Genomic DNA, 25,620 nt, shown 5'->3' on the forward strand with positions numbered 1-25,620 from the left:
ACCATCGTGCAAACATCGGCAACGATCCTGCAAACGCCGATGGCACGACAATGGCCCGGCATGCCCATCCAAGGAGACCCGCCGCCCCCACGCCCCGCCATCCGGCCGCTGCCGCGGGCGGCGCGCTGGGTGTTGCTCGTCTTCGCCGGCCTGTGCCTGGTGCTCGCCGTCATCGGCGTGATCCTGCCCGGCATGCCGGCCACCGTCTTCCTGCTGATGGCCGCCTGGGCCGCGGCGCGCAGCTCGCCCCGGCTGCATGCGTGGCTGATGGGCCACCGCCTGTTCGGCCCGATGCTGCACGACTGGGAAGACGGCCGCCGCGTGAGTCGCCGCGCCAAATGGGGCGCCAGCGCCACCATGGCCCTCGGCGCCGTCCTGCTGATATGGACGGCCTACCGCCCCTGGATCGCCGCCGCCGGCATCGGCTGCATGGCCGTCGTGCTGGCGTGGCTGTGGCGCCGGCCCGAGCCGCAACGCTGATCAGCCCGCCAGCTCGGCCCGCAGCTGCTTGGCCGCCGCCACCATGTTGGCGAGCGCCGCCTCGGTCTCCGGCCAGCCGCGCGTCTTCAGGCCGCAGTCGGGGTTGATCCACAGGTGCGCGGGCGGCACCACCGCCGCGGCCTTGCGCATCAGGCGCACCATCTCGTCGGTCGTGGGCACGCGCGGCGAATGGATGTCGTACACGCCGGGGCCGATCTCGTTGGGGTACGTGAACGCGCCGAAGCCGCGCAGCAGTTCCATGTCGGAGCGGCTGGTCTCGATGGTGATCACGTCGGCGTCCATGGCCGCGATCTCCGGCAGGATGTCGTTGAATTCCGAATAGCACATGTGGGTGTGGATCTGCGTGCGGTCCGCCACGCCCGAGGCGCTGATGCGGAAGGCGCGCGTCGCGCCCTGCAGGTAGTGCTTCCAGCCGGCGCGGCGCAATGGCAGGCCCTCGCGGATGGCGGGCTCGTCGATCTGCACGATGCCGATGCCGGCCTGCTCCAGGTCGACCACCTCGTCGCGGATGGCCCAGGCGATCTGCTCGGTAGTCACGCTGCGCGGCTGGTCGTCGCGCACGAAGGACCATTGCAGGATGGTGACCGGCCCGGTCAGCATGCCCTTCATCGGCCGCGCCGTCAGGCGCTGCGCGAAGGCCGTCCACTCGACCGTCATCGGCGCCGGCCGGGCCACGTCGCCGTAGATGACCGGCGGCTTCACGCAGCGCGAGCCGTACGACTGCACCCAGCCGTTGGCCGTGAAGACGAAGCCGTCGAGCTGCTCGCCGAAATACTCCACCATGTCGTTGCGCTCGGCCTCGCCGTGCACCAGCACGTCGATGTCCAGCGCCTCCTGCTTGCGCACGGCCAGGGTGATCTCCGCGCGCATCTGCTCGGCGTAGCCGGCGGCATCGAGCGCGCCGCGCCTGAAGGCCGCGCGTGCGGCGCGGATGGCCGCGGTCTGCGGGAACGAGCCGATGGTGGTGGTCGGCAATGGCGGCAGCGCGAAGCGCGCGCGCTGCGCCGCCTGGCGCTCGGCGAAGGGCGCGGCCCGGCGGTCGTCGCCGTCGACGCAGCGTGCCAGGCGAAGCGCGACGTCGGCACGGTGCACGCGCGGGCTGCTGCGCCGCGCCGCGATGGCCGTGCGCGCGGCGTGCAGCTCGGCCGCGACGGCGCCCTCCTCCCCGTCGAGCGCGGCGCGCAGCACGCGCAGCTCGTCGAGCTTCTCCACGGCGAAGGCCAGCCATGGCTTCACCTCCGGGTCGAGCTTGTCTTCCGCCGCGAGGCCGACGGGCACATGCAGCAGCGAGCACGACGGCGCCAGCCACAGCTCGCCCCGGTGCTTGTCCGCCACCGGCCGCAGGCGGGCCAGGGCCGCGTCGAGATCGGTGCGCCAAATGTTGCGCCCGTCGACGATGCCGACCGACAGCACCTTGTGCGCCGGCAGCCAGTCGGCCACGCCGGTGAGTTCGTCCGCCGCGCGCACCGCGTCGACGTGCAGGCCCGCCACCGGCAACTGGCAGGCCAGGCGCAGGTTCTCGGCCAGCGGCGAGAAGTAGGTCGCGAGCATCAGCCGGGGCGCGCTGCGGGCCAGCTGCCAGTAGCTGCGCTCGAAGACATGGCGCCAGCCGTCGGGCAGGTCGAGCCCGAGGGTGGGCTCGTCGATCTGCACCCAATCCACGCCCTGCGCCTTCAGGCGCGCCAGCACCTGCTCGTACACCGGCAGCAGCGCGTCGAGCAGCGAGAGGCGGTCGAAGCCCTCGCCCTTCTCCTTGCCCAGCCAAAGGAAGGACAGCGGCCCCAGCAGCACGGCCTTGACCGGGTGGCCCAGCGACTGCGCCTGCGCGACCTCGTCGAACAGGCGCTCCGAGCCCAGCGCGAAGCGCGTGGCGGGCGTGAATTCCGGCACCAGGTAGTGGTAGTTGGTATCGAACCACTTGGTCATCTCCAGCGCGAAGGTGCCGGCGTGCGCATGCGCGCAGCCTTCGTGTTCGGACTCGGCCGCGACGCCGCGCGCCATGGTGAAGTAGCGCGACAGCGCGGGCTCGTCGCCGCCGAAACCGAAACGCGCGGGCTCGCAGCCCAGCAGCTGGATGTGGTTGGCGACGTGGTCGTAGAAGGCGAAGTCGCCGACGGTCACAAAGTCGAGGCCGGCGTCGCGCTGCGCCTGCCAGTGGCGGGCGCGCAGCTCGGCGCCGACGGCTTCGAGCGCGGCGCGGTCGATCTCGCCGCGCCAGTGTCGTTCGAGGGCGAACTTGAGTTCGCGTTGCGCGCCCATGCGCGGGAAGCCGAGGATATGGATGCGTGTCATGCCGCGATGGTCGGGCTTCCGGCACTATGATTCAAACGAAACCTTTTGCCCATCAACTTGAATTTCATTCATGTCGCAGTCGATCCTCGAAATCCGCCACCTGCGTACCCTCGTCGCGCTACGCGACACCGGCAGCCTGGTGCGCGCCGCGCAGCTGCTCAACCTCACGCAGTCGGCGCTGTCGCACCAGATCAAGCTGCTGGAAGACCGCTACGGCACGCCGCTGTTCGAGCGCAAGTCGGTGCCGCCGCAGTTCAGCGGCACCGGCCTGCGCCTGCTGCAACTAGCCGACGCGACGCTGCCGATGGTGGAGGAAGCCGAGCGCGACGTGGCGCGCCTGGCCGCCGGCGGCGCCGGGCAACTGCGCATCGTGGTCGAGTGCCACACCTGCTTCGACTGGCTGATGCCGGCGATGGACGCCTTCCGCAGCCGCTGGCCCGAGATCGAGCTGGACATCGTCTCGGGCTTCCACCCCGACCCGATCGCGCTGCTGCTGCAGAACCGCGCCGAAGTGGCGATCGTCTCCGAGCAGGACCCGGCCGAGACGGTCGACTACCACCCGCTGTTCCAGTTCGAGATCGTCGCGCTGCTCGCCAACGACCATGCGCTGGTGTCCAAGACGCACCTCACGGCGCGTCACTTCGCCGACCAGACGCTCATCACCTACCCGGTGCCCGACGAGATGCTCGACATCGTGCGACAGGTGCTGGCGCCGGCCGGCGTGCAGCCCGCGCAGCGGCGCACCACCGAGCTCACAGTCGCGATGCTGCAGCTGGTGGCCAGCGGGCGCGGCATCGCCACGCTGCCGCTGTGGGCAGTGCAGGGTTACCTCGGCCGCGGCTACGTCACAGCCCGGCGGGTCGGCGCGAAGGGGCTGACCGGCGAGCTGCACATGGCCTGCACCGCGGCCACCTCGGCCCGGCCGTGGCTGGCGGACTTCGTGCAGATCACGCGCGAGAGCTGCTTCGTGAGCCTGCCGGGCATCGCGCTGCTGTGACGACGGCGCGGCCGGAGCGCTTATGCTCGCAGGCTTCCTGTCGGCACCGCCGCCGCGTCATCGCCTTCCATGCCCTCTCCCGACACCGCGCGCGGCCTCCGCGCGCTGATCTTCGCCTTCACGCTCAGCCAGTTCTTCCGCACCTGCCTCGCGGTCATCGCGCCGGAGCTGCAGCACGACCTGTCCTTGTCGCCCGCCGGCTTCGGCACGCTGTCGTCGTGCTTCTTCCTGGCCTTCGCGGTGGCGCAGATCCCGATCGGCATCGCCTTCGACCGCTACGGCGTCGGCCGCCCGACCCGCCTGCTCAGCAGCGTGGGCGTGCTGGCCGCCGTGCTCTTCGTGGTGGCGCCCAACGGTGCCACGGCGATGGTCGCGCAGGCCGGACTCGGCCTGGCCTGCGCGCCGGTCTTCATGGGCCTGATGCACTACGCGTCGGAGCACCTGCCGGTGCACCGCTACGCCACGGTGGTGGGCCGGGCCAACGCCATCTCGATGCTCGGCGCGCTGTGCGCCACGGCGCCGCTGGGCTGGGCGGCGCACCGCGTCGGCTGGCGTGCCGCCATGGGCGTGGCCGCCGTCTGCATGCTGCTGGCCTGCATCGGCGTGTGGCGCCATGTGCACGACGAGGGCCATGCCGACGCGCAGCAGGAAAAGCTGGGCGACCTGTTCGCCGGCAGCGCGCGGCTGCTGACCGTGCCCGCGATGTGGACGCTCATCCCCCTGTGCGTCGCGCTGGCGGCCGGCACCACCTTCCGCAACGCCTGGGGCGGCCCCTACCTGGCGCAGGTGTACGGCCTCGGCGCCGACGCGCGCGGCCTGGCGCTGGCCTTCGTCAGCCTGGGCGGCTTCGCCACCGCGCTGCTGCTGCCGGTGCTGGTGCGGCGCCACGCGCTCAAGGCCACAGTGATCGGCTGGGGCCTGATGTCGCTGGTCGGCGGCCTGGTGCTGACGGCCGCGCCCGATATCGGCCTGCTGCCCGGCGTGCTGCTGCTGACGCTGCTCGCCACCTTCGGCATGTGCCACCCGCTGGTCATGGCGCATGGCCGCGGCCTGGTGCCGCAGGCGCTGCGCGGGCGCGGCCTGGGCGTGCTCAACACCTTCGTCTTCCTGGGCTCGGGGCTCACGTCCTCGGCCTTCGGGCTGATCGCCGACGCCGGCCAGCGCAACGGCGCCAGTGCCTCGGCCACGTACACGGGCATCTTCCTGTGCGCGTCGGCGCTGGTGGTGCTGGGCACGGCGGTGTACTGGTTCAGCCCGCGGCCGGCGCCGCACTGAAGCACGCGGCGCTTTTCTACGCGGCCGACGCCAGGAAGCGCAGCGCCGGGTCGAGCGCCAGCGCACGCCGCGCCGCCTGCGTCTCGGCCGCATCGAGCGCTTCGAGCAGCGCGATCTCCCCCGCGATGCTGGTCGCGACCGGTACGCCATCACGCCACAGCACGCGCGAGCCGGCCACGCGCGGCACCTTCGGCCCGTTGACGATCGTGCCCAGCAGGTTCGCCGGGTCGCTGGCGGCCAGGGCGATGAAGGCGCCGTCGTGCGCTTCGCGCCGGACACGGCGCATCGACGCCACCGCCTCGGGCAGCGCGAACTGCTCGCCCGACACGCCCGCGATGAAGCGCCCGCCACGGATCTCGCCGCGCGCCTCCAGCCTGCGGCACACGCGCACCAAGTCGCGCCACGGCGGCAGCCACGCGGGCTCGCGCTCCAGCAGGCGCCAGCAGATCACGCCGTAGCGGCGCAGCAGCACATGCACGACCTGCTCGATGGTGTCCTTGGCCCACCCCCGATGCGGCTCACTTCGTGTAGCCGCCTCCCCCTCAAGGGGGCGCCACCGGCTGCCCGGCAAAGCCGGTTCCGCGGTGTCCCTGGCATCCACTTTTGCCGGCACCCTCACAAGCGTCCAACGTCCCGCGTCTTCGATACCGAACAGCGGCACGCGACGGCGGCGGCGCGTGTCGGCCGAGGCGCGCTTCGACGCCGGCACCAGCAGGGCGCGCAGGCCGGCGTAGCTGTCGCAGCGCACGCGGCCCTTGGCGACGAGTTCGGTCAGCGCCTCCTCGATCTCGACCGGCAGTAGCCGTGTGCCGCCTGCGATCTCGTCGAAGAAGCAGGCGCCGTGCTGCTTCAGGTGTTCGGCCACGCGGGACGCACGCGAGCCGAGGTTGTCGTCATCGGCGGGCGCGGGTGCCAATGCCGTCCACAGCGCGGCGCTGCGGCGCGGCAGCAGCACGACCGGGGTGGCGTGCAGCGACGGGCTGCCGGCGCCCTTGCGCCCTTCTACCGACGCCGCGTTGGGACGCAGCCGCGTCCACAGCACGCGGCCGGCCGTGCACAGGTCGTCGAGCCACGCGCCGGCGTAGTCGGTCACGCGCGCGGGCAGCACTTCGGCTTCCCACATCGGCGCGGGCGCCTCGTAGCCTTCGAGCTGCGACAGCACGCCCGACAGCGCCTCCGGCCCGCTCACGCGCGACGCGGCGCCGACGTGCTGCCACTCGAACAGGAAGCGCACGAAGTCGCGCGGCTCGACCGGCTCGATCTCGCGGCGCAGTCGCTTGAGCGTGTAGCGGTGGATGCGTGCGAGCAGGTGGCGCTCGCACCATTCGACGTGTTCGGTGCCCGGCGTGAAGCGGCCTTGCAGCACTGTGCCTTCGGCCTGCAGTGCGAGCAACGCCGCTTCGACCTCGGCGGCCAGCAAGAACAATGGCGACGCCAGCTGCGTGACGGTGACCGGGCCAAGCCCGCCGAGGCGCGAGCGCAGCAGCTCGCGCAGCGCGGCGTCGCGGTCGTCGGGCCGCTCGGCGTCGTCGGGCGCAGTGATGGCGGGCTGCATCGGCGCATCGGGCGCAATGGCTTGCAGCAACGGCAGGCGCTCGGCAGCCACCCACAGGCCGCGCGCGCTGCGGCCCTTGCCGTCGAGCAGCAAGCGCGTCGCGCGTCCGGCCTTGGCCAGCGCCGTCAGCCACTTCTTCCAGTCCTTCCCATCGGCCTGCGCGGCCACCTCGTCATCGCTCACCGCGCCCAGCATCCCCAGCGCCTCGTGCATCTCGTCGGCGTTGCGAGGCTGCGGCCAGGCTTCTTCGCGCACGCTCGCGATGGCGTCGGCGTCGAGCTGGCCGACGTCGTCGGCGCTCTCGGGGTCGGTGTAGCGGCGGTTCTGCACGGCCTGGGTGCGGCGCTCTTCCAGCGGCGCGTCGTCGAGGAAGGCGTAGGGCCGCGCGTTGAGCGCCTCCATCGCCAGCGGCGACGGCCCGGGCAGGTCGCGCGCCAGCACGCGCACCTCGCCGGACTCCATGCGGCGCAGCAGCGCGAGCCAGCCGTCGGCGTCCATCGCGTCGTGCAGGCAGTCGTCCATGGTCTGCGCGACCAATGGATGGTCGGGCACCTCGCGCTCGCCGACGATGTTCTCGAGGCAGGCGACCTGGTCGGGGAACACGGCCGCCAGCAGGTCTTCGGCGCGCATGCGCTGCAGTTGCGGCGCCACCTTGCGCCCACCGCTGAAGCGCGGCAGCGCGAGCGCCGTGGTCGCGTTCCAGCGCCAGCGCACGCCGAACAGCGGCGCGTCGAGCAGCGCCTGCACCAGCACGTCGAGGGCGGAGTTGGAATGCAGGTAGCGCGCCACCTCGTCGAGCGGAAAGCTGTGGCTGGTCGACAGCGACAGCACGATCGCGTCTTCGGTCGCCGCGGCCTGCAGCTCGAAGTTGAAGGTGCGGCAGAAGCGCTTGCGCAACGCCAGGCCCCAGGCGCGGTTGAGCCGGCTGCCGAAGGGCGAATGGATCACCAGCTGCATGCCGCCCGAGGCGTCGAAGAAGCGCTCCATGACCAGCGTGTGCTGCGTCGGCAGCGTGCCGAGCACCGCGGCGGCGTGCGCGAGGTGCTCGACGATCTGGCGCGCGGCCTCGTCGGCCAGGCCCATCGTCTGCGTCAGCAGCGCCATCGCGGCATCGCGGCCGCCGGCTTGCAGCGCCTGCCCCACCGCCTCCCGCAGCCGCGACACGCCGAAGGAGAGTTCGTCGGTCCGCCCCGGCGCCTCGCCGAGCCAGAACGGAATGTTGGGCGCGGCCCCCTGCGCGTCTTCCACCCGCACGCGGCCCGGCTCGATCTTCAGGATGCGGTAGCTGGTGTTGCCCAGCTGGAACACGTCGCCCGCCAGGCTCTCGACCGCGAAGTCTTCGTTGACCGTGCCGATCTTGTCGGCCTGCGGCTCCAGCACGACCGTGTAGTCGCCCGTCTCGGGGATGGTGCCGCCGGAGGTCAGCGCCGTCATGCGCGCGCCCTTGCGCTCGCGCAGCAGGTGGTTCACCGCGTCGCGATGCACATAGCCCGCGCGCTGGCCCTGCCGCGTGGTGAAGCCTTCCGACACCATCCGCACCACCTCCATGAAGCGCGCGTGCGTCAGTTGCGCATAGGGCCAGGCGCGGCGCACCAGCGCGAAGAGATCGTCCTCGTGCCATTCGCGGCAGGCCGTCTCGGCCACGATCTGCTGGGCCAGCACGTCGAGCGGCGCCGGCAGCACGCGCAGCGCGTCGAGCTCGCCGCGGCGGATGCAGTCGAGCAGCGCGGCGCATTCGACCAGCTCGTCGCGCGACTGCGGAAAGAGCCGCGCCTTCGGCACGCCGCCCACCGCGTGGCCCGAGCGCCCGGCCCGCTGCAGGAAGGTCGCGATGGAGCGCGGCGAGCCGAGCTGGCAGACCAGGTCGACGTCGCCGATGTCCAGCCCCAGCTCCAGCGAGGCGGTCGCGACCAGCACCTTGAGCTCGCCGCGCTTGAGCCGCTGCTCGGCGTCGAGCCGCGTCTCTTTCGAGAGGCTGCCGTGGTGCGCCGCTACCGCGTCCTTGCCGAGGATGTCGCCCAGGTGCCGCGCCGCGCGCTCGGCCATGCGGCGCGTGTTGACGAACACCAGCGTCGTCTTGTGCAGCCACACGAGTTCGGCGACGCGCGCATACACCTGCGTCCACTGTTCGTTGGACATCACCGCCGCCAGCGGCGTGGGCGGCAGCTCCAGCGCCAGGTCGCGCTGCTTGGCGTAGCCGATGTCGACGACGGCGCAGTCGGCCGTGCCATCGCTCTTCACTCCACCCGCGCCGACCAGGAAGCGCGCCACCTCGTCGATCGGCTTCTGCGTGGCCGACAGGCCGATGCGCACCGGCCGCGCACCGCCCGCCTCCGTGCACAGCGCCTGCAGCCGCTCCAGCGACAGCGCCAGGTGGCTGCCGCGCTTGCTCGCGGCGATGGCGTGGATCTCGTCCACGATCACGCTGCGCACCGTCGCGAGCATCTTGCGGCCCGACGCCGAGCCCAGCAGTACGTAGAGCGATTCCGGCGTCGTCACCAGGATGTGCGGCGGCCGGCGCAGGCTCTGCTGCCGCTCCCGGTGCGGCGTGTCGCCCGTGCGCACCGCCGTGCGGATGTCGACATCGGGCAACCCCAGCGCCGCCAACTCCGCCCGAATGCCGGCCAGCGGCGCGTCGAGGTTCAGGCGGATGTCGTTGGAGAGCGCCTTGAGCGGCGAGACATAGACGACCGCCGTTTCATCCGGCAGACCACCAGGTGCGAGGCCTCGCACGACCAGATCGTCGAGCGCGGCGAGGAAGGCGGTGAGCGTCTTGCCCGAGCCGGTGGGCGCGGCGACGAGGGTGTCGCGGCGGGCGCGGATGGACGGCCACGCGGCGGATTGGGCGGGTGTGGGGGCGGGGAAGGTTCCGGCGAACCAAGTGGTGACGGCGGGGTGGAAGGAATCAGGGAGCACAGACTCATCACATCAGGGTCGAAGGTCCGATGTCAAGACACGGCGGGCCTGTGACCCCCTGCTGCCATCGCCGAGCTACTTCACCAGTTCCATCAGCTTTCCAAAGCTGTCCACCACGTCGTACTTCACGTTCTCCGGCGCGAACTTGCGATTGATTTCTTCGAAGAACTTGCGGGCGCACTGAATCTTCGTTGCTTCGATCGGCCGCAGATCCATCGACGACATCGAACCCTTGGTCTCGGCGACGAAATACACATGCTTGACCGCGCCCTCTTGGAAAGAAATGGCCCAGTCGGGGTTGTAGTCACCGACAGGCGTCGGGATCAAAAAACCCCTCGGCAGCTTGGCGTAGACCACGACCTCCTTGCAGGTGTCCAGCTCCGTCACGAAGTCGCGCTCGACCTTGGAGTCGGTCAGGACGAAGTCGTAGATGTGGCGCGTGAGCTTCTCGCCCGCTTTGCTGAAGTCCTGCTTGGTCTGGCCGGTGGTGAAGATGTCCAGATCGAAGCGACCATCCACTGCATCGTAGGCCAGGTGCTCGATGATCACAGTAGCCTTCTGCTCGTTGATCAGACGGATCGCCTCGGCGATGAAGTTCTCCGGGTTGGTCTTGAACTGTGCGAACACAGCGGCGTTGATGCCCTTCAGAATCTCGACCACCGTGCGCCGCGTCAGCAACGTGCCTTCGGCCACGTCTTCGAGCTTCTCGGAGTCGCTCCAAATCTGATCGAACAAGCTGAGCCAAGTGGCGGTGAAGGCCGGCTCGTCCATCTTGTTGACAAGGTTGGAGACGGCATTGCCTGGCTGGTAACCGAGATCGACGGCGGTGAAGCCGTGCAATGGCATGTAGGCCGTTGCGTCTGCGTCGGTGACTTGCACGCAAGCGAACTGCTGCATGGGCGCTTTGCTGCGATTCGATTTGAAGGTGGCCTTGCGCCGCAGCCAGTCCGCACACTCCTTGGCGATGGCGCGTTGGGTCAGCTTGTTGCGCAGTTGGATCTCGAACTCGCTGCCGTACAGGCTCCGCTCCCGCTCGGCCCGGGGAATGTGGAACTCCCTGCGCTCTTTCCGAATTTTGTCTGTCGCCTCCTCAGCAACGAAGGTCGGCGAGGTGAAGATGAAACTCAGATGCTCGACCTTTTCCAGCTCGTCCTTCAGCGCTTCATACGCATACATCGAAAAGCAGGAGGCGGCGATCTTCAGACGCCCGCCGGGTCGGATCGTCCGCTTCAGGTCATCGCCGAGCAGGCGATTGATGTTGTCGATGAGTTCCATGGCAACGTCTCCTGGTGATCAGCTCGGCCACAGCCCAGCGAAGTCGAACGAAAGTTGGCGGTGATGCCGAATCGACAGCAGGTACACGGTGGCATCGGCCTCCGTGGCTGCATAGAGCATCAGGTAGTCGCCATGCAGGTATTCGCGCAGCGCGTCCGGGGCGCCGGCAGGCAGCGCGGCAAGCTGCGCCAGCGCTTCGGCAGACTGCGGCGGGTTGGCCAGGTAGCGCCGGCCGATGCGCGGAAAGCGGCGCAGGTTGGGGATGACCGTGGCGCGCAACTCGGCCACCAGCGCGTCGAAGGCAAAGCCTGCGTCGGCTTCGACGAGGAAAGCCTCGATGGCTTCCAGGCGTTCCAGAAAACTCGCGGTCAGTTCGACCCGATACAGCGCGTCAGCCACGCTTCTTGGCGGGCTTGGTGGGGCTGGCGGTCTTGGGCGCAGCGGCGCGGCGTTGTTGAAGCTTGGCGAGTGCGCCGTCGGCTTCAAAGGTGCGGCCTGCCGCAATGTCGGCCAGGCCGCGCTTGGCGTCGTCGATCAGGAGCAGGTGAATGCGCTCCCGTTCGAGACGGTGGTAGTAGTCCAACCGGTCGGCATCGATCAGCGCGACGTAGCTCTCACCGTTCTTGGTGATGATCTTCTCGGCGCCCGCCTTGGCCTGGTCCGCCAACTCGGACAAGTTGGCCCGAGCCTGCGTGAACGCGACGACGTCGCTGGATGCAAATCCCATGGCGGCTCTCCGAAGAAGTGGATGACAGAATTCTGTGCAGTCTACTTCAAAGGATGCTTGCTGCGCCCGACGCGGAGTGCGCCGGGCGCAGCAAGCGAAACCACCGATCAAGCGATATCGAACCGATCCAGCTCCATCACCTTCACCCACGCCGCCACGAAGTCATCCACGAACTTCGCCTGGCTGTCCGCAGTGCCGTAGACCTCCGCAATCGCCCGCAGTTGCGCGTTCGATCCGAATACCAGATCGGCGCGCGTGCCGGTCCACTTCAGTTCACCGGTCTTGCGGTCGCGCCCTTCGAACTGTTCGCCAGCACCGTCGACCGACTTCCATTCCGTGCCCATGTCGAGCAGGTTGACGAAGAAGTCGTTGCTCAGCGTGCCCGGCTTCTGCGTGAAGACGCCGTGTTGACTTTGCGCGGTGTTCGCGCCCAGCACGCGCAGGCCGCCGACGAGCACGGTCATCTCGGGGGCGGTCAGCGTGAGCAGTTGCGCCTTGTCGATGAGCAGCGCTTCGGCCGGCACGGCGAAGCGCGCCTTGGTGTAGTTGCGGAAGCCGTCCGCGGCCGGCTCCAGCGGCACGAAGGAATGCACGTCGGTCTGTTCCTGCGATGCGTCGGTGCGGCCTGGGGTAAAGGGCACCTTGACTTCGCGGCCGGCGTCGCGCGCCGCCTGCTCCACACCGGCACCACCGGCGAGCACGATGAGGTCGGCGAGCGAGATCTTCTTGCCGCCGGTCTGTGCGGCATTGAACTCGGCCTGGATGCCTTCGAGCACCGACAGCACCTTCGCCAGTTGTTCGGGCTCGTTCGCTTCCCAGTCCTTCTGCGGCGCGAGGCGGATGCGCGCGCCGTTGGCGCCGCCGCGCTTGTCGGAGCCGCGGAAGGTCGATGCCGAGGCCCAGGCGGTCGACACCAGTTGTGCGGTCGTCAGGCCCGAGGCCAGCACCTTCTTCGTGAGCGCGGCGACGTCCTGCGCGTCGACCAGCGCGTGGTCGACTGCGGGGACCGGGTCTTGCCAGATGAGTTCTTCAGCCGGCACTTCGGGGCCGAGGTAGCGCGCACGCGGGCCCATGTCGCGGTGGGTCAGCTTGAACCAGGCGCGGGCGAAGGCGTCGGCGAGCTGGTCGGGGTTCTCGAAGAAGCGGCGCGAGATCTTTTCGTAGACCGGGTCCATGCGCAGCGCCAGATCGGACGTGAGCATGGTCGGCACCAGCTTCTTCGACGGGTCGTGCGCATGCGGGATGGTCGCTGCGGCGCCCTTGGCCACCCACTGGTGCGCGCCGGCGGGGCTCTTGGTCAGTTCCCACTCGAAGCCGAACAGGTGCTTGAAGTAGTCGTTGCTCCACTGCGTGGGCGTGGTGGTCCAGGTCACTTCGAGGCCGCTGGTGATGGTGTCGGCGCCCTTGCCGGTGCCGAAGCTGTTCTTCCAGCCGAGGCCCTGCGCTTCCAGGCCGGCGGCTTCGGGTTCTTCCGCCACGTTGTCGGCCGGGCCGGCGCCGTGGGTCTTGCCGAAGGTGTGGCCGCCGGCGATGAGCGCCACGGTTTCTTCGTCGTCCATCGCCATGCGAGCGAAGGTGTCGCGGATGTCGCGGGCCGAGGCGATCGGGTCGGGCTTGCCGTCCGGGCCTTCGGGGTTGACGTAGATCAGGCCCATCTGCACGGCGGCCAGCGGGTTCTCGAGGTCGCGCGTGTGGGGCACCTTGCTGTCGTCGTCCTTCACGAGCACGCCGTGCTTGTCGTCGGCGCCGGGCGAGCCTTGCGCGTAGCGCACGTCGCCGCCGAGCCATTTCGTCTCGCGGCCCCAGTACACGTCCTGGTCGGGTTCCCACACGTCGGCGCGGCCACCGGCAAAGCCGAAGGTCTTGAAGCCCATGGTTTCGAGCGCGACGTTGCCGGTGAGGATGATCAGGTCAGCCCACGAGATCTTGCGGCCGTACTTCTGCTTGATGGGCCACAGCAGGCGGCGCGCCTTGTCGAGGCTCACGTTGTCGGGCCAGCTGTTGAGCGGCGCGAAGCGCTGTTGGCCGCGCCCTGCCCCGCCCCGGCCGTCACCGATGCGGTAGGTGCCGGCGCTATGCCAGGCCATGCGCACGAACAGCCCGCCGTAGTGGCCGAAGTCGGCCGGCCACCAGTCCTGCGAATCGGTCATCAGCGCGGCGAGGTCCGCCTTCACGGCGGCCAGGTCGAGACTCTTGAACTCGGCGGCGTAGTCGAAGGCTTCGCCCATGGGGTCGGACTTCGACGAATGCTGGTGCAGCAGGTCCACGCGCAGTTGCTGGGGCCACCAGTCACGGTTGGTGGTGCCGGCACCGGCAGCCTGGTGGAAGGGGCATTTGGCTTCGTTGGTTTGCGTGCTCATGGGGATACTCCTACTAGGTTTTGGCTATGGCGAGAGACGTGTCGATTGTTGTCGCGAATGGGTTGGCCGGCGAATAGGGACTCTCAATCTGGCCGATAGGTGCTGGCCCACACGGGCCGTGGGCGTCCCTGCCGATCACGGCCATCGATTCACAGCCGCCGGTACATCACCAGCGCGTCGGTGTACCCGAGCACCGGGTGATGAAAGGCCTCGGGGACGCGCCCGACGGTGTCGAAGCCCATGCTGTGCCAGAGCGCGACCGCGCGATGGTTGCTGGCGACCACGAAATTGAACTGCATGGCGCGAAAGCCGGCGGCGCGCGCCGCATCGAGCGAATGCGCGCACAACGCGCGCGCGACGCCGCGGCCTTGCGCGTCGGCGGCCGTCATGTAGCCGCAGTTGGCAACATGCGCGCCGCCGCCGTTGCGGTTGGCATGGAGCACGTAGGTGCCCAGCACGCGCTCGCCATCGTGCGCAACGAAGCAGTCGTTGACGGGCGCCAGCCAGGCGCGCAGCGCCGACGCCCGGTCGGTGTCGCGTGGAAAGTCGTAGGTCTCGCCGGCCCGGATGACGGGCTCGAGGATGCCCCACAGGGCCTCTTCATCGGCTGGCGTGGCTTTGCGGATCGAGAACATGGCTGCGTGGCTCCGTCGACAGGTTGGGCAACGATACCGCGGCTGGCACCGCGCCGCGCCGGCCGCGGTCGGCCTTGGGCAGCACCGCCGTGTCGAGCATGCGATCGGCCTGGGCCTGCAGGCGCCGCAGGGCCGCGTCGAAGCGGGCGGCCTCCTCCGCATCCAGCGCGGTGCCCAGTTCGGCGTTGATCGCGCTCACCAGCGGAAAGAGTTCGTCGTACAGCGCGCGGCCGCGCTCGGTCAGCGCCAGCGTCACCTGGCGGCGGTCGCCGGCACGGGTCTCGCGCGAGATCAGGGCCTTGGCGACCAGCGAGCCCACGGCCTTCGAGGTGCGGGCGCGGTCGAGCTGCGCATGCTCGGCCAGTTGCGACGAGCCCAGTTCGCCCAGGCTCGCCAGCGTGACCAGCAGCCGCCACTCGCGCCGGGTGATGCCGAAGCGGCCTTCGCACAGCCGCGTGACCATGCGGCCGGCGACGACGACCAGGCGCGACAGCCGGTACAGCAGCAGCGCCTCCAGCGGTTCGCGAGGTGGCAGGGTCATGGGGCGGGGCTCCGTGGGTCCGTTTCATCCGGGTTAGTCCGGACGATGGTTGATTTGATCAATCGACTGTAGCCTCCCCAGAATCGCCGCAGCCGCGCGCGCCTGGCGTGCCGTATATCCCATCACCCCCGGAGACATCCTCATGACGCCCTTCCCTTCACGCCCGCGCCGGCCATTCACCCGCCGCCTGGCCACGCTCGCCGTCGTGGCCGGCGTCATTGCCACTGCCCTGCCGAGCGCCCACGCGCAGGCGCAGCCGCAGCTCGACAGCCCGCTGCGCATCGTGGTGGGCTACGCGCCCGGCGGTGCCACCGACCGGGTGGCGCGCATCGTCGGCGACAAGCTGGCCGCGCGCCTGGGCGTGCCGGTGGTGGTCGACAACAAGCCCGGTGCCGGCGGCCGGCTCGCGGCCCAGCAGGTGAAGGCCACGCCGGCCAACCAGAACGTGCTGATGCTGGCGAACCCGGCGGTGATGATCGTCGCGCCGCTGGTCTTCAAGGACAGCGGCTACGACCCCGAGCGCGACTTCGTGCCGGTGTCGCACGTCAACGACTACGACTTCGCGCTGGCCGTGTCGCCCACGCTGCCGGTGCGCGAGCTGAGCCACCTGCTGGCCTGGATGCGCGCCAACCCGGCGCAGGCCAACGTCGGCGTGCCCGCCACTGGGAGCCTGCCGCACTTCTTCGCGCTGATGGTCGGCGAGAAGGCGAAGGTGCCGACGCAGGTGGTGGGCTACCGCGGCTCGGCCCCGCTGCTGAACGACCTGCTCGGCGGCCAGGTGCCGGTGGCGGTCGACACGGCCGACGTGGTGCTGCCGCAGCACGACGCCGGCAAGCTGCGCATCCTCGCGCTGTCGGGCGCGCAGCGCTCGGCCTTCGCGCCCAAGATCCCGACCTTCAAGGAAGCCGGCCTCGACCTGTCGGCCACCGGCTGGAACACCTTCTTCGCGCCGGCCAGCATGCCCAAGGACAAGGTCGAGCGGCTGTCGCGCGCGATCCAGGCGGTGATGCAGGACCCCGACACGACGCGCCGCTTCAAGGATTCGCTGATGACGCCGGTCGTCAGCACGCAGGCGCAGACCGTCGCCATGCTCAAGGCCTACCGCGCGCAGTGGGCGCCGGTGGTGCAGAAGTCCGGCTACCAGCCCTGAGGACGCACGCGACATGGCAACGCAAACAAAGCGGCCCAACATCGTCTTCATCGTGGCCGACGACCTCGGCCATGCCGACCTCGGCTGCTACGGCGGGCGCGACGCGGTCTTCGGGCCGGTGTCGCCGGTGCTCGACGGCCTGGCCGCCAAGGGGCTGAAGCTGACGCAGGGCTACGCGAACTCGCCGGTGTGCTCGCCCACCCGCTTCGCGATGATCACCGGCCGCTACCAGTACCGCCTGCGCGGCGCGGCCGAGGAACCGATCCGCAGCGACAGCCGCGGCAGCACCGCGCTGGGCCTGCCGCCGGCGCACCCCACGCTGCCCTCGTTGCTGCGCGACAGCGGCTACCGCACCGCGCTCATCGGCAAATGGCACCTGGGCTATCCGCCGCACTTCGGGCCGCTGCGCTCGGGCTACGACGAGTTCTTCGGGCCGCTATCGGGCGGCGTCGACTACTTCACCCACTGCGACTCGCGCGGCACGCACGACCTGTGGCTCGGCGACGAAGAAGCGCAGGCCGAGGGCTACCTCACCGACCTGCTCTCGCAGCGCGCCGTCGACTACGTCGGCCGCATGGCGCAGCAGCCGGCCGACGATGCCAAGCCCTTCTTCCTGAGCCTGCACTACACCGCGCCGCACTGGCCTTGGGAGACGCGGGACGACGCGGCCAAGGCGCCGGCCGTGAAGGACAACCTGTTCGACCTGGCCGGCGGCAACATCCATGTGTACCGCCGCATGATCCATCACATGGACGAAGGCATCGGCCGGCTGTTGGCGGCGCTCGAGGCGCACGGCATGGCCGAGAACACGCTGGTCGTCTTCACCAGCGACAACGGCGGCGAGCGCTTCTCGGACAACTGGCCACTGGTGGGCGGCAAGATGGACCTGACCGAAGGTGGCATCCGCGTGCCGTGGATCGCGCACTGGCCCGCCGTGATCGCACCCGGCGGCGAGAGCCGGCAGCTGTGCATGACGATGGACTGGTCGGCCACGATGCTCGACGCGGCCGGCGTGTCGGCCGACGCGGCCTACCCGCTCGACGGCGTGTCGCTGATGCCGGTGCTGCGCGATGCCGGCCACCGCTTCGCGCGGCCGCTGCACTGGCGCATGAACCACCGCGGCCAGCAGGCGATGCGCGAGGGCGACTGGAAGTACCTGCGCGTGGATGGCAACGACTACCTCTTCGACCTCTCCGCCGACGAGCGCGAGCGCGCCAACCTCGGCAAGAAGGAACCCGAGCGCCTGGCCCGCATGCGGGCTGACTGGGAGGCCTGGAACGCCGGGATGCCGCCGATCCCGGCGGACGCGACGATCAGCCTGGGCTATTCGGCGAAGGACATGCCGCAGCGTTGACCGACCGCGCCCAGGCTCCGGCCGAGGCTCAGCCGATCACCGGCACCGCCGTGCCGCCGGCAGTGGCCGCGACGGTGATCGTGCGGCCCAGCGTGGTGGTGTACGTCGGCTCCTTCACGCTGCTCACGTAGACGTACTCGCCCTTCACCTGCGCCGGCGTGACGGTCATCACCAGGTAGCCGCGGCGCGTGGTGTCGCAGTAGCTCACGTCGTCGACCAGGCCCAGGCCGGCACCGATGGCCGCGTTGCCCAGTTGCGGCACGAGCGCGCTGCCGTCGATGGAACTGGCCAGCGTGCCGAGGCCGGCGCTCTCGAAGCCGGTCGAGCTGACCGAGGTGCCGGCGAACTCCACGCCGACCTTGTCGCCCGCCAGCGTGGTGAGCTGGGTGAACCAGGCGTTGTGCGAATCGCCAGAGAGCGTCACCAGGCGCTTGCCCTGGGTCTTGACGGTCTGCAGGATGGCCTCGCGCTGGGCGGGGTAACCGTCCCACGAATCCAGGCTGTAGGGCAGGCGCGGGTTGGTCGCGGGGTCGAGCAGCGCGGTCTGCGTGGGCGTGAGCGCGCCCGGCCCGGCGGCGGCGCGGGTGGCCTTGGCGGTGAGGTAGGCGTTGATGGCCGCCGGCGCGGTGGCGGGGCTGGCCAGCACGGTCGAGAGCACCGAGCCCGGCAGCCACATGCGGGCCATGATGGTCTGGTTGCCCAGCAGCTGCCGGGTCGCGCTCGACGCCTGCATGCCGCCGGTGAGCCAGTTCTGCTGCTCGGCGCTCATCATCTGGCGCGAGGCGTCGGGGCGGATGCCGCTGGCGTTGGGCGTGATGCCGGCCAGGTAGCGCGCGATGCCGCCGTCGGCGTCGCCGTAGTTGTCGTACTGCCGGTCGCGCCCTTCGAGGCGGGTGTCGAGCATGTGCAGCGTGAAGAGGCTGCCGAAGTCGAAGCGGCGGTAGATCTTCAGCAGGTTGGCCGCATCGGGCGTGCGGATCGGCATCCACTCGTGATAGACCTTCGCCGCGATGTTCTTGCGCGTCACCCAGTCGCCCTGCGTGGCCGGGTCGTGGTTCTCGGCGCCGTTCACGTAGCCGTTGTTGGCGATCTCGTGGTCGTCCCACACGGTGATCCACGGCATGCGGGCGTGCGCGACCTGCAGGTTCAGGTCCGACTTGTACAGCGCATGGCGCGTGCGGTAGTCGTTCATGGTCACGATGTCGTTGGCGGGGCTCGCGACGCGGTTGCCCGGAATACTGCCGTTGCCGTACTTCTTGGGGTCGGAGCCGTACTCATAGATGTAGTCGCCCAGGTGCAGCGCGTACAGGGCGTCGGACTTGGCGGCGTCGTCGTAGGCATGGAAGTAGCCTTCCGAGTACAGGGCGCACGAGAACACGACGAACTTCACCGATGCGACATCGGCCGCAGGCAGCGTGCGCGTGGTGCCGACCGTCGACGTGGCGCCGGTGGCATCGCGGAAGCGGTAGAAGTAGCTGGCGCCGGCCGTGAGCCCGGTCACGTCGACCTTGGCGGTGAAGGATGCGGCCTCGGTCGCGGTGACCGCGCCGCTGCGCACGATGCGGGTGAAGGCGGCGTCGTTCGCCACGTCCCAGGTCAGGGCCACGTCGCCCGTGCTGTCGGGCACCTTGGCGTGCGTCCAGAGGATCACGCGGTCGGTCAGCGGGTCACCGCTGGCCACGCCGAAGGCGAAGGCCGCGGGCGTGGCGGCCGGCGGTGCTGGTGCGGGCGCCGGGGCCGCGTCGTTCCCACCGCCGCCGCAGGCCGCGAGCGAGCCGACCGCCGCCAGCGCGACCGCGCTGGACGAGGACTTGACCAGGAAGTCGAGGAAGTCGCGCCGCCGACGGTTGGCGACCTCGCGGGGATCGGTATCGGGCTGCGGTGCGGGCGGGATGTGGCGGGTTGTCATTTTGAATGCTCCGGGTGGGGCCCCGATTGAAGTCAACGCGCATGACGCGCCCGTGAATCGCGTCACCGTTGCGTCATCCCCGCTGCCTAGCATCCGCCGCATCCAACACCTGAGGAGGCTGCGATGGACATGCACCGAAATCGACTGCTGCTGGCCAGCATCCTTCTCACCCTGTCGGTGGCCGCCTGCGGCGGGGGCGACGACGATGTGGCTGCGGCACCGCCGCCGACAACGCCTGCACCTACCGTGCCGGCCACGGTGGCCATCAAGCTCATCGCCTTCAACGACCTGCACGGCAACCTCGAGCCGCCGAAGACGTCGATCACCGCGCCCTCCGCTGCCGGCGGCACGGTGGCGGTGCCGGCCGGCGGCGCGGCCTACCTGGCGTCGGCCATCGCCGTGCTGCGAGCGAAGAACCCGCACCACGCGGTGGTGTCGGCGGGCGACATGATCGGCGCATCGCCGCTGGTGTCGGCGCTCTTCCTCGACGAGCCGACTATCGAGGCGGTCAACGTGATGAAGATCGACTTCAACGCCGTCGGCAACCACGAGTTCGACAAGGGCCAGACCGAGCTGCTGCGCATGAAGAACGGCGGCTGCGCCAAGAACACGGCGCTGGAACCCTGCCAGGTCAACAAGGCCTTCCCCGGCGCCAACTTCGGCTTCCTCGCGGCCAACACGGTGAAGGCCGACGGCTCCACGCTGTTCCCGGCCACGGGCATGAAGACCTTCACGCAGGACGGCGCGACGGTGAAGGTCGGCTTCATCGGCATGACGCTCAAGGGCACGCCGAGCATCGTCACGCCGTCGGGTGTGGCGGGCCTGACCTTCAAGGACGAGGCCGACACGGCCAATGCCCTCATCCCCAGCCTGCGCGCGCAGGGCGCCGACGTGATCGTGGTGGTGGTGCACGAAGGCGCCACGACGACCGTGGGCTACAACGACAAGAGCTGCACCGGGCTGAGCGGCGACCTGCTGCCCATCCTGAACCGGCTCGATGCCGGCGTCGACGTGGTCGTCTCCGGCCACACGCACCGCGCCTACGTGTGCGACTACGCCAAGACCAACGCCGCCAAGCCCTTCCTGCTGACGAGCGCCGGCCAGTACGGCACGCTGGTAACCGACATCGATCTGACCGTCGACACCGCCACGCGCAAGGTCACGGCCAAGACAGCCGACAACGTGATCGTGCAGGGCGAGGCGTACACCAGTGGCTCGACCACGGTGGCGCTGACCGACCAGTACCCCAAGTTCGAGAAGAACACCGAGATCGCCACGCTCGTCACGCAGTACCAGACGGTCGCGGCACCGCTGGTGCAGCGCGTGGTGGGCAAGCTGACCGGGCCGGCCACGCGCACCGCCACACCCTCGCGCGAGAGCGTGATGGGCAACCTGATCGCCGATGCGCAGCTGGCCGCGACCGCGCCCGCCGGCAAGGGCGCCGCGCAGATCGCCTTCATGAACCCGGGCGGCGTGCGCGCCGACCTGGTGCCCGCGGCCGACGGCAGCGTGACCTACGGCCAGCTCTTCAGCGTGCAGCCCTTCGGCAACAGCCTGGTGGTGAAGACCATGACCGGCGCGCAGATCCGCGCGCTGCTCGAACAGCAGTTCAACAGCGGCAGCAACACCGTGGCCGCGCCGCGCGTGCTGCTGCCCTCGGCCGGCTTCACCTACACCTACGACCTGGCCGCAGCCGCCGGCTCGCGCATCACCGCCATGGCGCTGGGCGGCGTGCCGATGGTCGACGCCACCGCCTACCGCGTGACGATGAACAGCTTCCTGGCGACCGGGGGCGACAACTTCACCGTGTTCAACCAGGGCACGAACACGCTGGGCGGCGACCAGGACATCGACGCCCTGGAGGCCTACATCAAGGCCAACGACCCGCTCGCGCCGCCGGCGACGAACCGGATCACGGCGCTGTAGCCCACTGGCGCGACGGGTTCAGAAGTCCTCGTCCGGCGGCGCGTCTTCCATCGGCCCGATCAGCGGGTCCTCGCACAGCGCCAGGAGCGCGTCGCACCCCGCCTTGAGCGCATCGGCGTAGGTGTCATACAGCACCGCGCCTTCGACCAGCACTTCGAACTCGGCGAAATGGTCCGGCGATTCGAGGATGCGCCAGGCGTAGTCGCCGCTGTCGTGCTGATCGACGGTGAGGGCGAGCGAGAGGAGTCGGCGTGCCATGGCCACATTGTGGGCAGCGCATGTGACGCACCTGCGCAGCTGTTGGCCGCCGGCAACGGCCGCTCAATGCACCGCGATCAGATCCCGGATGTCCTGCGCATAGGCCTGCAACCGCCGCGCCGCCTGCTCGCGCTGTGCCGGGCGTGTGGCGTTGTGCAACCGGGCGATGTTGCCGCAACTCTCCTGCAGGAGTGCCTGCTGGTGCTCGCGCCAGGGGCCGGGCGGCGGCTGGGCGATGCGCCTCGCGTAGGCCACCAGCGCGGCCTGCACCTCGGACGGTCGGGCACCGCTGTTGGCGAACCTGCGCAGGATGTCGAGCGATTCACGCTGGCGCTGGCGCCGCTCGGCGTCCACACGCCGCGGATCGAAGATCGAGCGATCGGCCATCTGGCGCAGCAGCTTGCGCTGGCCCTCGTCCAGGGTGCCGTAGAAGTCCTCGCTGCGCTCGAGGAAGGTGTCGTAGCGCTTGCGGTGCTGGTCGTCGACGCTGCGCTCCAGCCAGTCGCTCGCGTAGTCGGCGTTGTTCTTCGCGTACTTGCCTTCGATGTGCTGCAGCTGCGCATCGCCCAGGCCGAGCGCCAGCTCGGCACCGGGGCCCGCTGCATCGACGGCCGTCGCGAGCAGGCTGTCGCGCAGTTCATCGCTCGCGGCGCAGACCTGGGCCGGCGTGACATCGGCCACCGCGAGCCGCTCGGCCTTCTCGACCAGCGCCAGCAGCCTGGGCAGCTCCTTGCGGCGGTGGCGTTCGAGCAGCTGGGCGAGTTGCTCCTTGACCCGCAGCGACTGCGCGCCGTTGAAATCGACGTAGCTGTCGAGCCACCAGTAGCCGACTTCGGGAAGGTTGTTGTAGGCGAGCTTGACGACGCTGCAACCGATCAGCGACGCGCCCAGCGCGAGGGCGCAACCGAACTTGGCCAGCATGGCACCGCAGGTGAAGGGCAGTCGCATCGGGGTTCCGTAGAAGTCGGTGGTGGTGCGGCCGAGTATCCGTGCGGGCGGGCTCCTTCGGCCTGTAGGCGGCGCGCGCTTTCGGCTGCGGGCCTAGATGAACGCGATCGCGCCGCCGCGGTTGTCCAGGGCGGCCAGCACGCTCATGCCGGTGATCTGCGAGGTCTTGGGGTTGGACGCCGCGCTGGCGCCGGCGACCTTCACGGTCAGCGTCGACGACGGCCCCGTGGCCTCGATGAGGCCTATGTTGCCGGTGGCTGCCGGGTCGGCGACGAGGTCGACCCTCGTTTTCTGCAGGCCCAGGCCGGCCAGCGCGACGACGGCGGCCAGGTTGGCATTCTTCGGGTAGAGCCGCGCGGCATCGGCGGCCGTGCCGGAGAAGATCACGGTGCGCTCCGTCAGCGCGTCGAGGTCGAAGGGGCCGTCGGCGGGCGTGTCCTTCCACGACGCGGGCGGCTTGGTCGACGTGTATGTCACCGAAGACAGCCCCGCGCGCCGCAACGCCAGCAGGCCGTCGAGCCCGGCGATCGCGCCGATGGGCAGCAGCATTCGGCTGGCGCCCTGCGCTGCCGCGTGGTCGAGGCGCGCGCGAAAGCCGTCGTCGGCCAGGCTGCCGACGGAAATCATCGCCAGGTCGACGCCGGCCAAAAGGATGCGTTCGCCGTGCGAGATCACCGCGCCGTGCCCCGCCACCTCGACCGCGAGCTGCAAATCGGCCGCGAGGAAGTCCGCGATGTCGGTACACACGGCCACGCCCGGCGGCACCGCGCGCAGCGCCTCGCCCTGCTGATGCTCGCGCACGAGCAGCGCGGCGAGCGTGTGGCCGCGCACGGGTGTTGCCGACCAGGCGTCGACCACCGAGCGGCCGATGGCGCCGAAGCCGATGAGGCCGACGCGGAGGGAGGTGTGGGAACGTGTCATGTGGCGAAGAGGGAATGGGGCTACATCACCTTGACGGCGCGCCCGATGAACTGGATCGGCCCGGTCGGCCGGTCGAGCGGCGAGCCGTTGGCCGGCTCCAGCGTCAGCTCGAAGAGCTGGTTGGGCTCCAAGGGTGGCAGCTTCTCGATGGGCACGCGCAGCGCGCGACCCGGCTGCACCAGGCCCAGCGACACCGGGCCGCGCCAGCTGTCGGCCTTGGTCCAGAACTGCAGCGACTTGTCGGCCGGCACCGCGACGGTGCCCAGCGGGATCAGGCTCAACTGCGCCTGCTGGCCGCCGCTGGTCTGCACCACCCAGCCGGGCGCCTTGTCCTGCGGGGCGACCAGCACGACCAGGTACTGCGGCGGGGCGGGCGCCTGGATGCGCACCACCAGCACGGCGGCGAGGATGGCCGCAGCCGCGAAGCCGGTGCCGGCCAGGCCGCGCCAGAGCGTCAGGTTGTTCCACCAGGTCTGCACGCCCGAGGCGGCGCGCCGCACGCCGTCGGCCGCGGCCTGCGGCGCCATGCTGCGCTCGATGCGCGCCCAGAGCGCGGCCGAGGGCTCGACCGGTTCGGCCAGGGCAGTCAGCGGATGCAGACGCTGCTCCCACTCGTTCACCGCATCGCGCAGCGCCGGCTCGTGCGCGATGCGGGCCTCGACCTCGCGCCGCTTCGCCGCCGACAGGGTGCCGAGCACGTACTCGCCCGCCAGCGACTGCAGGGCGTCGTCGTTCGGCGCTGAGCCGGGTGTGTTCGGGTTCATGTCATGCACTCGCGCAATGTCCGCATGCCGCGCTGGATCCAGGCCTTGACCGTGCCCAGGGGTGTCTTCGTGCGCTCGGCGATCTCGCCGTGCGAACAGCCATCGACGTAGGCGAGCACGATGCACTCGCGGCGGCCCGGCTCGAGCTGCGCGAGGCAGCCATCGAGCCGCCCGAGGTCGGCGCGGGTTTCGGCGGCATCGCGTGTGCTCGCCTGGTGTTGCAGGGCCATCTCGTCTTCGAGCGCCGCGCCCGTCTCTTCGTCGACCGGCGCGTCACGCGCGTGGTTGCGCACCCAGTTCAGCGCCGTGTTGCGCACCACGCTGTAGATCCAGCCGCGGCCCGCACCGCGTGCGGCGTCGAAGGTGCCGGCGCGCTGCCAGATGGCGACGAAGGCGTCGTGCAGCACGTCTTCGGCGTGCGGGCGCTGGCGCACGATGCGCAGCGCCACACCGAGCAGGTAGCGGCTCTCGCGGCGGTAGATCTGCGCCAGCGCCTGCGGCTGCCCCTGGGCACAGGCGGCGAGCGCAGCGTCGTAGTCGAAATCGTCTGGAGCTGGCAACAGGATGCCCGGGTGGAACGGTGGAAGCCCGGATGGTAGTCGAGCCACCACCGCTTCTCGCCAAGGCCCCTGCCCCGCACGGGCACGCTTTACGCGGCCTTCCAGAAGATGTAGTCGGCCTGGTACTTCACGGTGGCCTTCTGGCCCTTGGTCATCGGGGTGCAGGGCATCGACGCCGGCGCGACGCCGCCGGTGAGCGCCACGCGCTGGATGTAGGTCACGCCGCTCATGACGCCCACGCCCATCGCCGGGTTGGCCTTCACCAGCTGGTACGGCAGGCTGGTCGGGCCCGAGGGTGCGACGGCGAGCTGCGTGGCGGTCAGCTTCGAGCCGTCCATCGCTTCCCAGGTGGCGGGCGGGCCGTCGTACCTGCCGACCTGCTTGCCCATGCGGTCGTTCAGCACGGCGCTGGGGCCGACGAAGACCCACTCGGTCTGGCCGGGCATGTTGGCCTTGTCGCGGCATTCGTAGGTGATGTCGCCCACGCCCACGGTTTCCAGTGCGACCTTGTGGCCCGCGGGCACCTGGATGCTCGGCGGCAGGCTGGCCTGCGAGAAGGTCGACATCGGCTTGCTGGTGTCCATCGGGCCCATCGAGCCGCAGGCGGCCAGGATGCAGGCCGAGGCGGCGATGGTGGACACGGCCAGGGTGCGGGGTGAGATCAGTGCTTGCATGGGGAGCTCCTTCGACGTGGTTGCAGTGGCGGGTGCGCAGCGTCTTGCTGCTGCAGGTACTACCCGCGGGAGCCGCTTCTGG

At 70.1% G+C, this 25,620-nt stretch carries 21 protein-coding genes; 6 read left to right on the top strand and 15 right to left on the bottom strand.

Annotated features, from left to right (window positions below):
- The first annotated feature begins 60 nt into the window (after positions 1-60).
- On the top strand, positions 61-480 hold the full coding sequence (locus tag N8A90_RS09915) for a YbaN family protein (RefSeq protein WP_262074686.1): 420 nt from the start codon (positions 61-63) through the stop codon (positions 478-480).
- Here the strand turns inward: N8A90_RS09915 and metE are convergent, their stop codons facing one another.
- Positions 481-2,793 carry a 5-methyltetrahydropteroyltriglutamate--homocysteine S-methyltransferase gene (gene metE / locus N8A90_RS09920; RefSeq protein ID WP_262074687.1) on the bottom strand — a complete coding sequence of 771 codons (2,313 nt, stop codon included), beginning with the start codon at positions 2,791-2,793 and terminating at the stop codon, positions 481-483.
- A gap of 70 nt (positions 2,794-2,863) precedes the next feature.
- On the opposite strand from metE, the gene N8A90_RS09925 reads away from it, so the two are divergent.
- The gene (locus N8A90_RS09925; RefSeq protein ID WP_262074688.1) at positions 2,864-3,790 is read left to right on the top strand and encodes a LysR family transcriptional regulator; all 927 of its coding nucleotides are present in this window, start codon (positions 2,864-2,866) and stop codon (positions 3,788-3,790) included.
- Between the two features lie 69 nt (positions 3,791-3,859).
- Entirely contained in the window at positions 3,860-5,065 is a 1,206-nt protein-coding gene (locus tag N8A90_RS09930; protein ID WP_262074689.1) for an MFS transporter, read from the top strand.
- Between the two features lie 16 nt (positions 5,066-5,081).
- On the opposite strand, the gene N8A90_RS09935 is transcribed toward N8A90_RS09930, so the two are convergent.
- From N8A90_RS09935 to N8A90_RS09965, 7 genes are all read right to left on the bottom strand, one after another.
- The gene (locus tag N8A90_RS09935) at positions 5,082-9,536 is read right to left on the bottom strand and encodes a DEAD/DEAH box helicase (protein WP_262074690.1); all 4,455 of its coding nucleotides are present in this window, start codon (positions 9,534-9,536) and stop codon (positions 5,082-5,084) included.
- Between the two features lie 75 nt (positions 9,537-9,611).
- Positions 9,612-10,811 (bottom strand): hypothetical protein, encoded by a 1,200-nt coding sequence (locus N8A90_RS09940; protein ID WP_262074691.1) that lies wholly within the window; start codon positions 10,809-10,811, stop codon positions 9,612-9,614.
- 18 nt (positions 10,812-10,829) lie between these two features.
- Positions 10,830-11,210 carry a type II toxin-antitoxin system RelE/ParE family toxin gene (locus N8A90_RS09945; RefSeq protein WP_262074692.1) on the bottom strand — a complete coding sequence of 127 codons (381 nt, stop codon included), beginning with the start codon at positions 11,208-11,210 and terminating at the stop codon, positions 10,830-10,832.
- Entirely contained in the window at positions 11,203-11,538 is a 336-nt protein-coding gene (locus N8A90_RS09950; RefSeq protein WP_262074693.1) for a type II toxin-antitoxin system Phd/YefM family antitoxin, read from the bottom strand. Before N8A90_RS09950 ends, N8A90_RS09945 begins: the two co-directional genes overlap by 8 nt.
- Before the next feature lie 107 nt (positions 11,539-11,645).
- Positions 11,646-13,898: a catalase/peroxidase HPI gene (gene katG, locus N8A90_RS09955; RefSeq protein WP_262074694.1), complete on the bottom strand. Its 2,253-nt coding sequence runs from the start codon at positions 13,896-13,898 to the stop codon at positions 11,646-11,648.
- A gap of 149 nt (positions 13,899-14,047) precedes the next feature.
- A complete protein-coding gene (locus tag N8A90_RS09960; protein WP_262074695.1) occupies positions 14,048-14,533 on the bottom strand; it encodes a GNAT family N-acetyltransferase in 486 nt (161 codons plus the stop codon).
- Positions 14,499-15,074 (bottom strand): MarR family winged helix-turn-helix transcriptional regulator, encoded by a 576-nt coding sequence (locus N8A90_RS09965; RefSeq protein WP_262074696.1) that lies wholly within the window; start codon positions 15,072-15,074, stop codon positions 14,499-14,501. Before N8A90_RS09965 ends, N8A90_RS09960 begins: the two co-directional genes overlap by 35 nt.
- A gap of 142 nt (positions 15,075-15,216) precedes the next feature.
- Between N8A90_RS09965 and N8A90_RS09970 the strand changes: the two genes are divergently transcribed.
- Positions 15,217-16,224, top strand: a complete 1,008-nt coding sequence (locus tag N8A90_RS09970; RefSeq protein WP_262074697.1) for a Bug family tripartite tricarboxylate transporter substrate binding protein — start codon at positions 15,217-15,219, stop codon at positions 16,222-16,224.
- Between the two features lie 13 nt (positions 16,225-16,237).
- Positions 16,238-17,578 carry a sulfatase gene (locus tag N8A90_RS09975; RefSeq protein ID WP_262074698.1) on the top strand — a complete coding sequence of 447 codons (1,341 nt, stop codon included), beginning with the start codon at positions 16,238-16,240 and terminating at the stop codon, positions 17,576-17,578.
- Positions 17,579-17,606: 28 nt separating this feature from the next.
- Here the strand turns inward: N8A90_RS09975 and N8A90_RS09980 are convergent, their stop codons facing one another.
- Positions 17,607-19,487 carry an alkaline phosphatase D family protein gene (locus N8A90_RS09980; protein WP_262074700.1) on the bottom strand — a complete coding sequence of 627 codons (1,881 nt, stop codon included), beginning with the start codon at positions 19,485-19,487 and terminating at the stop codon, positions 17,607-17,609.
- Between the two features lie 123 nt (positions 19,488-19,610).
- Between N8A90_RS09980 and N8A90_RS09985 the strand changes: the two genes are divergently transcribed.
- Entirely contained in the window at positions 19,611-21,413 is a 1,803-nt protein-coding gene (locus N8A90_RS09985) for a bifunctional metallophosphatase/5'-nucleotidase (protein ID WP_410087658.1), read from the top strand.
- A gap of 18 nt (positions 21,414-21,431) precedes the next feature.
- On the opposite strand, the gene N8A90_RS09990 is transcribed toward N8A90_RS09985, so the two are convergent.
- From N8A90_RS09990 to N8A90_RS10015, 6 genes are all read right to left on the bottom strand, one after another.
- Positions 21,432-21,671: a hypothetical protein gene (locus N8A90_RS09990; RefSeq protein ID WP_262074701.1), complete on the bottom strand. Its 240-nt coding sequence runs from the start codon at positions 21,669-21,671 to the stop codon at positions 21,432-21,434.
- Between the two features lie 63 nt (positions 21,672-21,734).
- A complete protein-coding gene (locus N8A90_RS09995; RefSeq protein ID WP_262074702.1) occupies positions 21,735-22,619 on the bottom strand; it encodes a DUF6279 family lipoprotein in 885 nt (294 codons plus the stop codon).
- Between the two features lie 93 nt (positions 22,620-22,712).
- The gene (locus N8A90_RS10000; protein ID WP_262074703.1) at positions 22,713-23,540 is read right to left on the bottom strand and encodes an aspartate dehydrogenase; all 828 of its coding nucleotides are present in this window, start codon (positions 23,538-23,540) and stop codon (positions 22,713-22,715) included.
- Between the two features lie 20 nt (positions 23,541-23,560).
- Complete coding sequence (locus N8A90_RS10005) at positions 23,561-24,304, bottom strand: anti-sigma factor domain-containing protein (protein ID WP_262074704.1); 744 nt, start codon at positions 24,302-24,304, stop codon at positions 23,561-23,563.
- Positions 24,301-24,867: a sigma-70 family RNA polymerase sigma factor gene (locus tag N8A90_RS10010; protein ID WP_262074843.1), complete on the bottom strand. Its 567-nt coding sequence runs from the start codon at positions 24,865-24,867 to the stop codon at positions 24,301-24,303. The genes N8A90_RS10005 and N8A90_RS10010 overlap by 4 nt, the downstream gene beginning before the upstream one ends.
- 86 nt (positions 24,868-24,953) lie before the next feature.
- Positions 24,954-25,538 carry a DUF3455 domain-containing protein gene (locus N8A90_RS10015; RefSeq protein WP_262074705.1) on the bottom strand — a complete coding sequence of 195 codons (585 nt, stop codon included), beginning with the start codon at positions 25,536-25,538 and terminating at the stop codon, positions 24,954-24,956.
- Positions 25,539-25,620: the final 82 nt, after the last annotated feature.

Origin of the sequence: Variovorax sp. N23 (assembly GCF_025486315.1) — a bacterium.
Taxonomy (GTDB): domain Bacteria; phylum Pseudomonadota; class Gammaproteobacteria; order Burkholderiales; family Burkholderiaceae_C; genus Variovorax.

Excerpts from the sequence above, each read along its gene's own strand:
- metE (WP_262074687.1), bottom strand. The coding sequence starts at position 2,793 with ATGACACGCATCCATATCCTCGGCTTCCCGCGCATGGGCGCGCAACGC.
- N8A90_RS09990 (WP_262074701.1), bottom strand. The coding sequence starts at position 21,671 with ATGGCACGCCGACTCCTCTCGCTCGCCCTCACCGTCGATCAGCACGAC.
- katG (WP_262074694.1), bottom strand. The coding sequence starts at position 13,898 with ATGAGCACGCAAACCAACGAAGCCAAATGCCCCTTCCACCAGGCTGCC.
- N8A90_RS09975 (WP_262074698.1), top strand. The coding sequence starts at position 16,238 with ATGGCAACGCAAACAAAGCGGCCCAACATCGTCTTCATCGTGGCCGAC.
- N8A90_RS09995 (WP_262074702.1), bottom strand. The coding sequence starts at position 22,619 with ATGCGACTGCCCTTCACCTGCGGTGCCATGCTGGCCAAGTTCGGTTGC.
- N8A90_RS09915 (WP_262074686.1), top strand. The coding sequence starts at position 61 with ATGCCCATCCAAGGAGACCCGCCGCCCCCACGCCCCGCCATCCGGCCG.
- N8A90_RS09925 (WP_262074688.1), top strand. The coding sequence starts at position 2,864 with ATGTCGCAGTCGATCCTCGAAATCCGCCACCTGCGTACCCTCGTCGCG.
- N8A90_RS09970 (WP_262074697.1), top strand. The coding sequence starts at position 15,217 with ATGACGCCCTTCCCTTCACGCCCGCGCCGGCCATTCACCCGCCGCCTG.
- N8A90_RS09965 (WP_262074696.1), bottom strand. The coding sequence starts at position 15,074 with ATGACCCTGCCACCTCGCGAACCGCTGGAGGCGCTGCTGCTGTACCGG.
- N8A90_RS09980 (WP_262074700.1), bottom strand. The coding sequence starts at position 19,487 with ATGACAACCCGCCACATCCCGCCCGCACCGCAGCCCGATACCGATCCC.
- N8A90_RS09930 (WP_262074689.1), top strand. The coding sequence starts at position 3,860 with ATGCCCTCTCCCGACACCGCGCGCGGCCTCCGCGCGCTGATCTTCGCC.
- N8A90_RS09940 (WP_262074691.1), bottom strand. The coding sequence starts at position 10,811 with ATGGAACTCATCGACAACATCAATCGCCTGCTCGGCGATGACCTGAAG.
- N8A90_RS10005 (WP_262074704.1), bottom strand. The coding sequence starts at position 24,304 with ATGAACCCGAACACACCCGGCTCAGCGCCGAACGACGACGCCCTGCAG.
- N8A90_RS09960 (WP_262074695.1), bottom strand. The coding sequence starts at position 14,533 with ATGTTCTCGATCCGCAAAGCCACGCCAGCCGATGAAGAGGCCCTGTGG.
- N8A90_RS10000 (WP_262074703.1), bottom strand. The coding sequence starts at position 23,540 with ATGACACGTTCCCACACCTCCCTCCGCGTCGGCCTCATCGGCTTCGGC.
- N8A90_RS10015 (WP_262074705.1), bottom strand. The coding sequence starts at position 25,538 with ATGCAAGCACTGATCTCACCCCGCACCCTGGCCGTGTCCACCATCGCC.
- N8A90_RS09950 (WP_262074693.1), bottom strand. The coding sequence starts at position 11,538 with ATGGGATTTGCATCCAGCGACGTCGTCGCGTTCACGCAGGCTCGGGCC.
- N8A90_RS09985 (WP_410087658.1), top strand. The coding sequence starts at position 19,611 with ATGGACATGCACCGAAATCGACTGCTGCTGGCCAGCATCCTTCTCACC.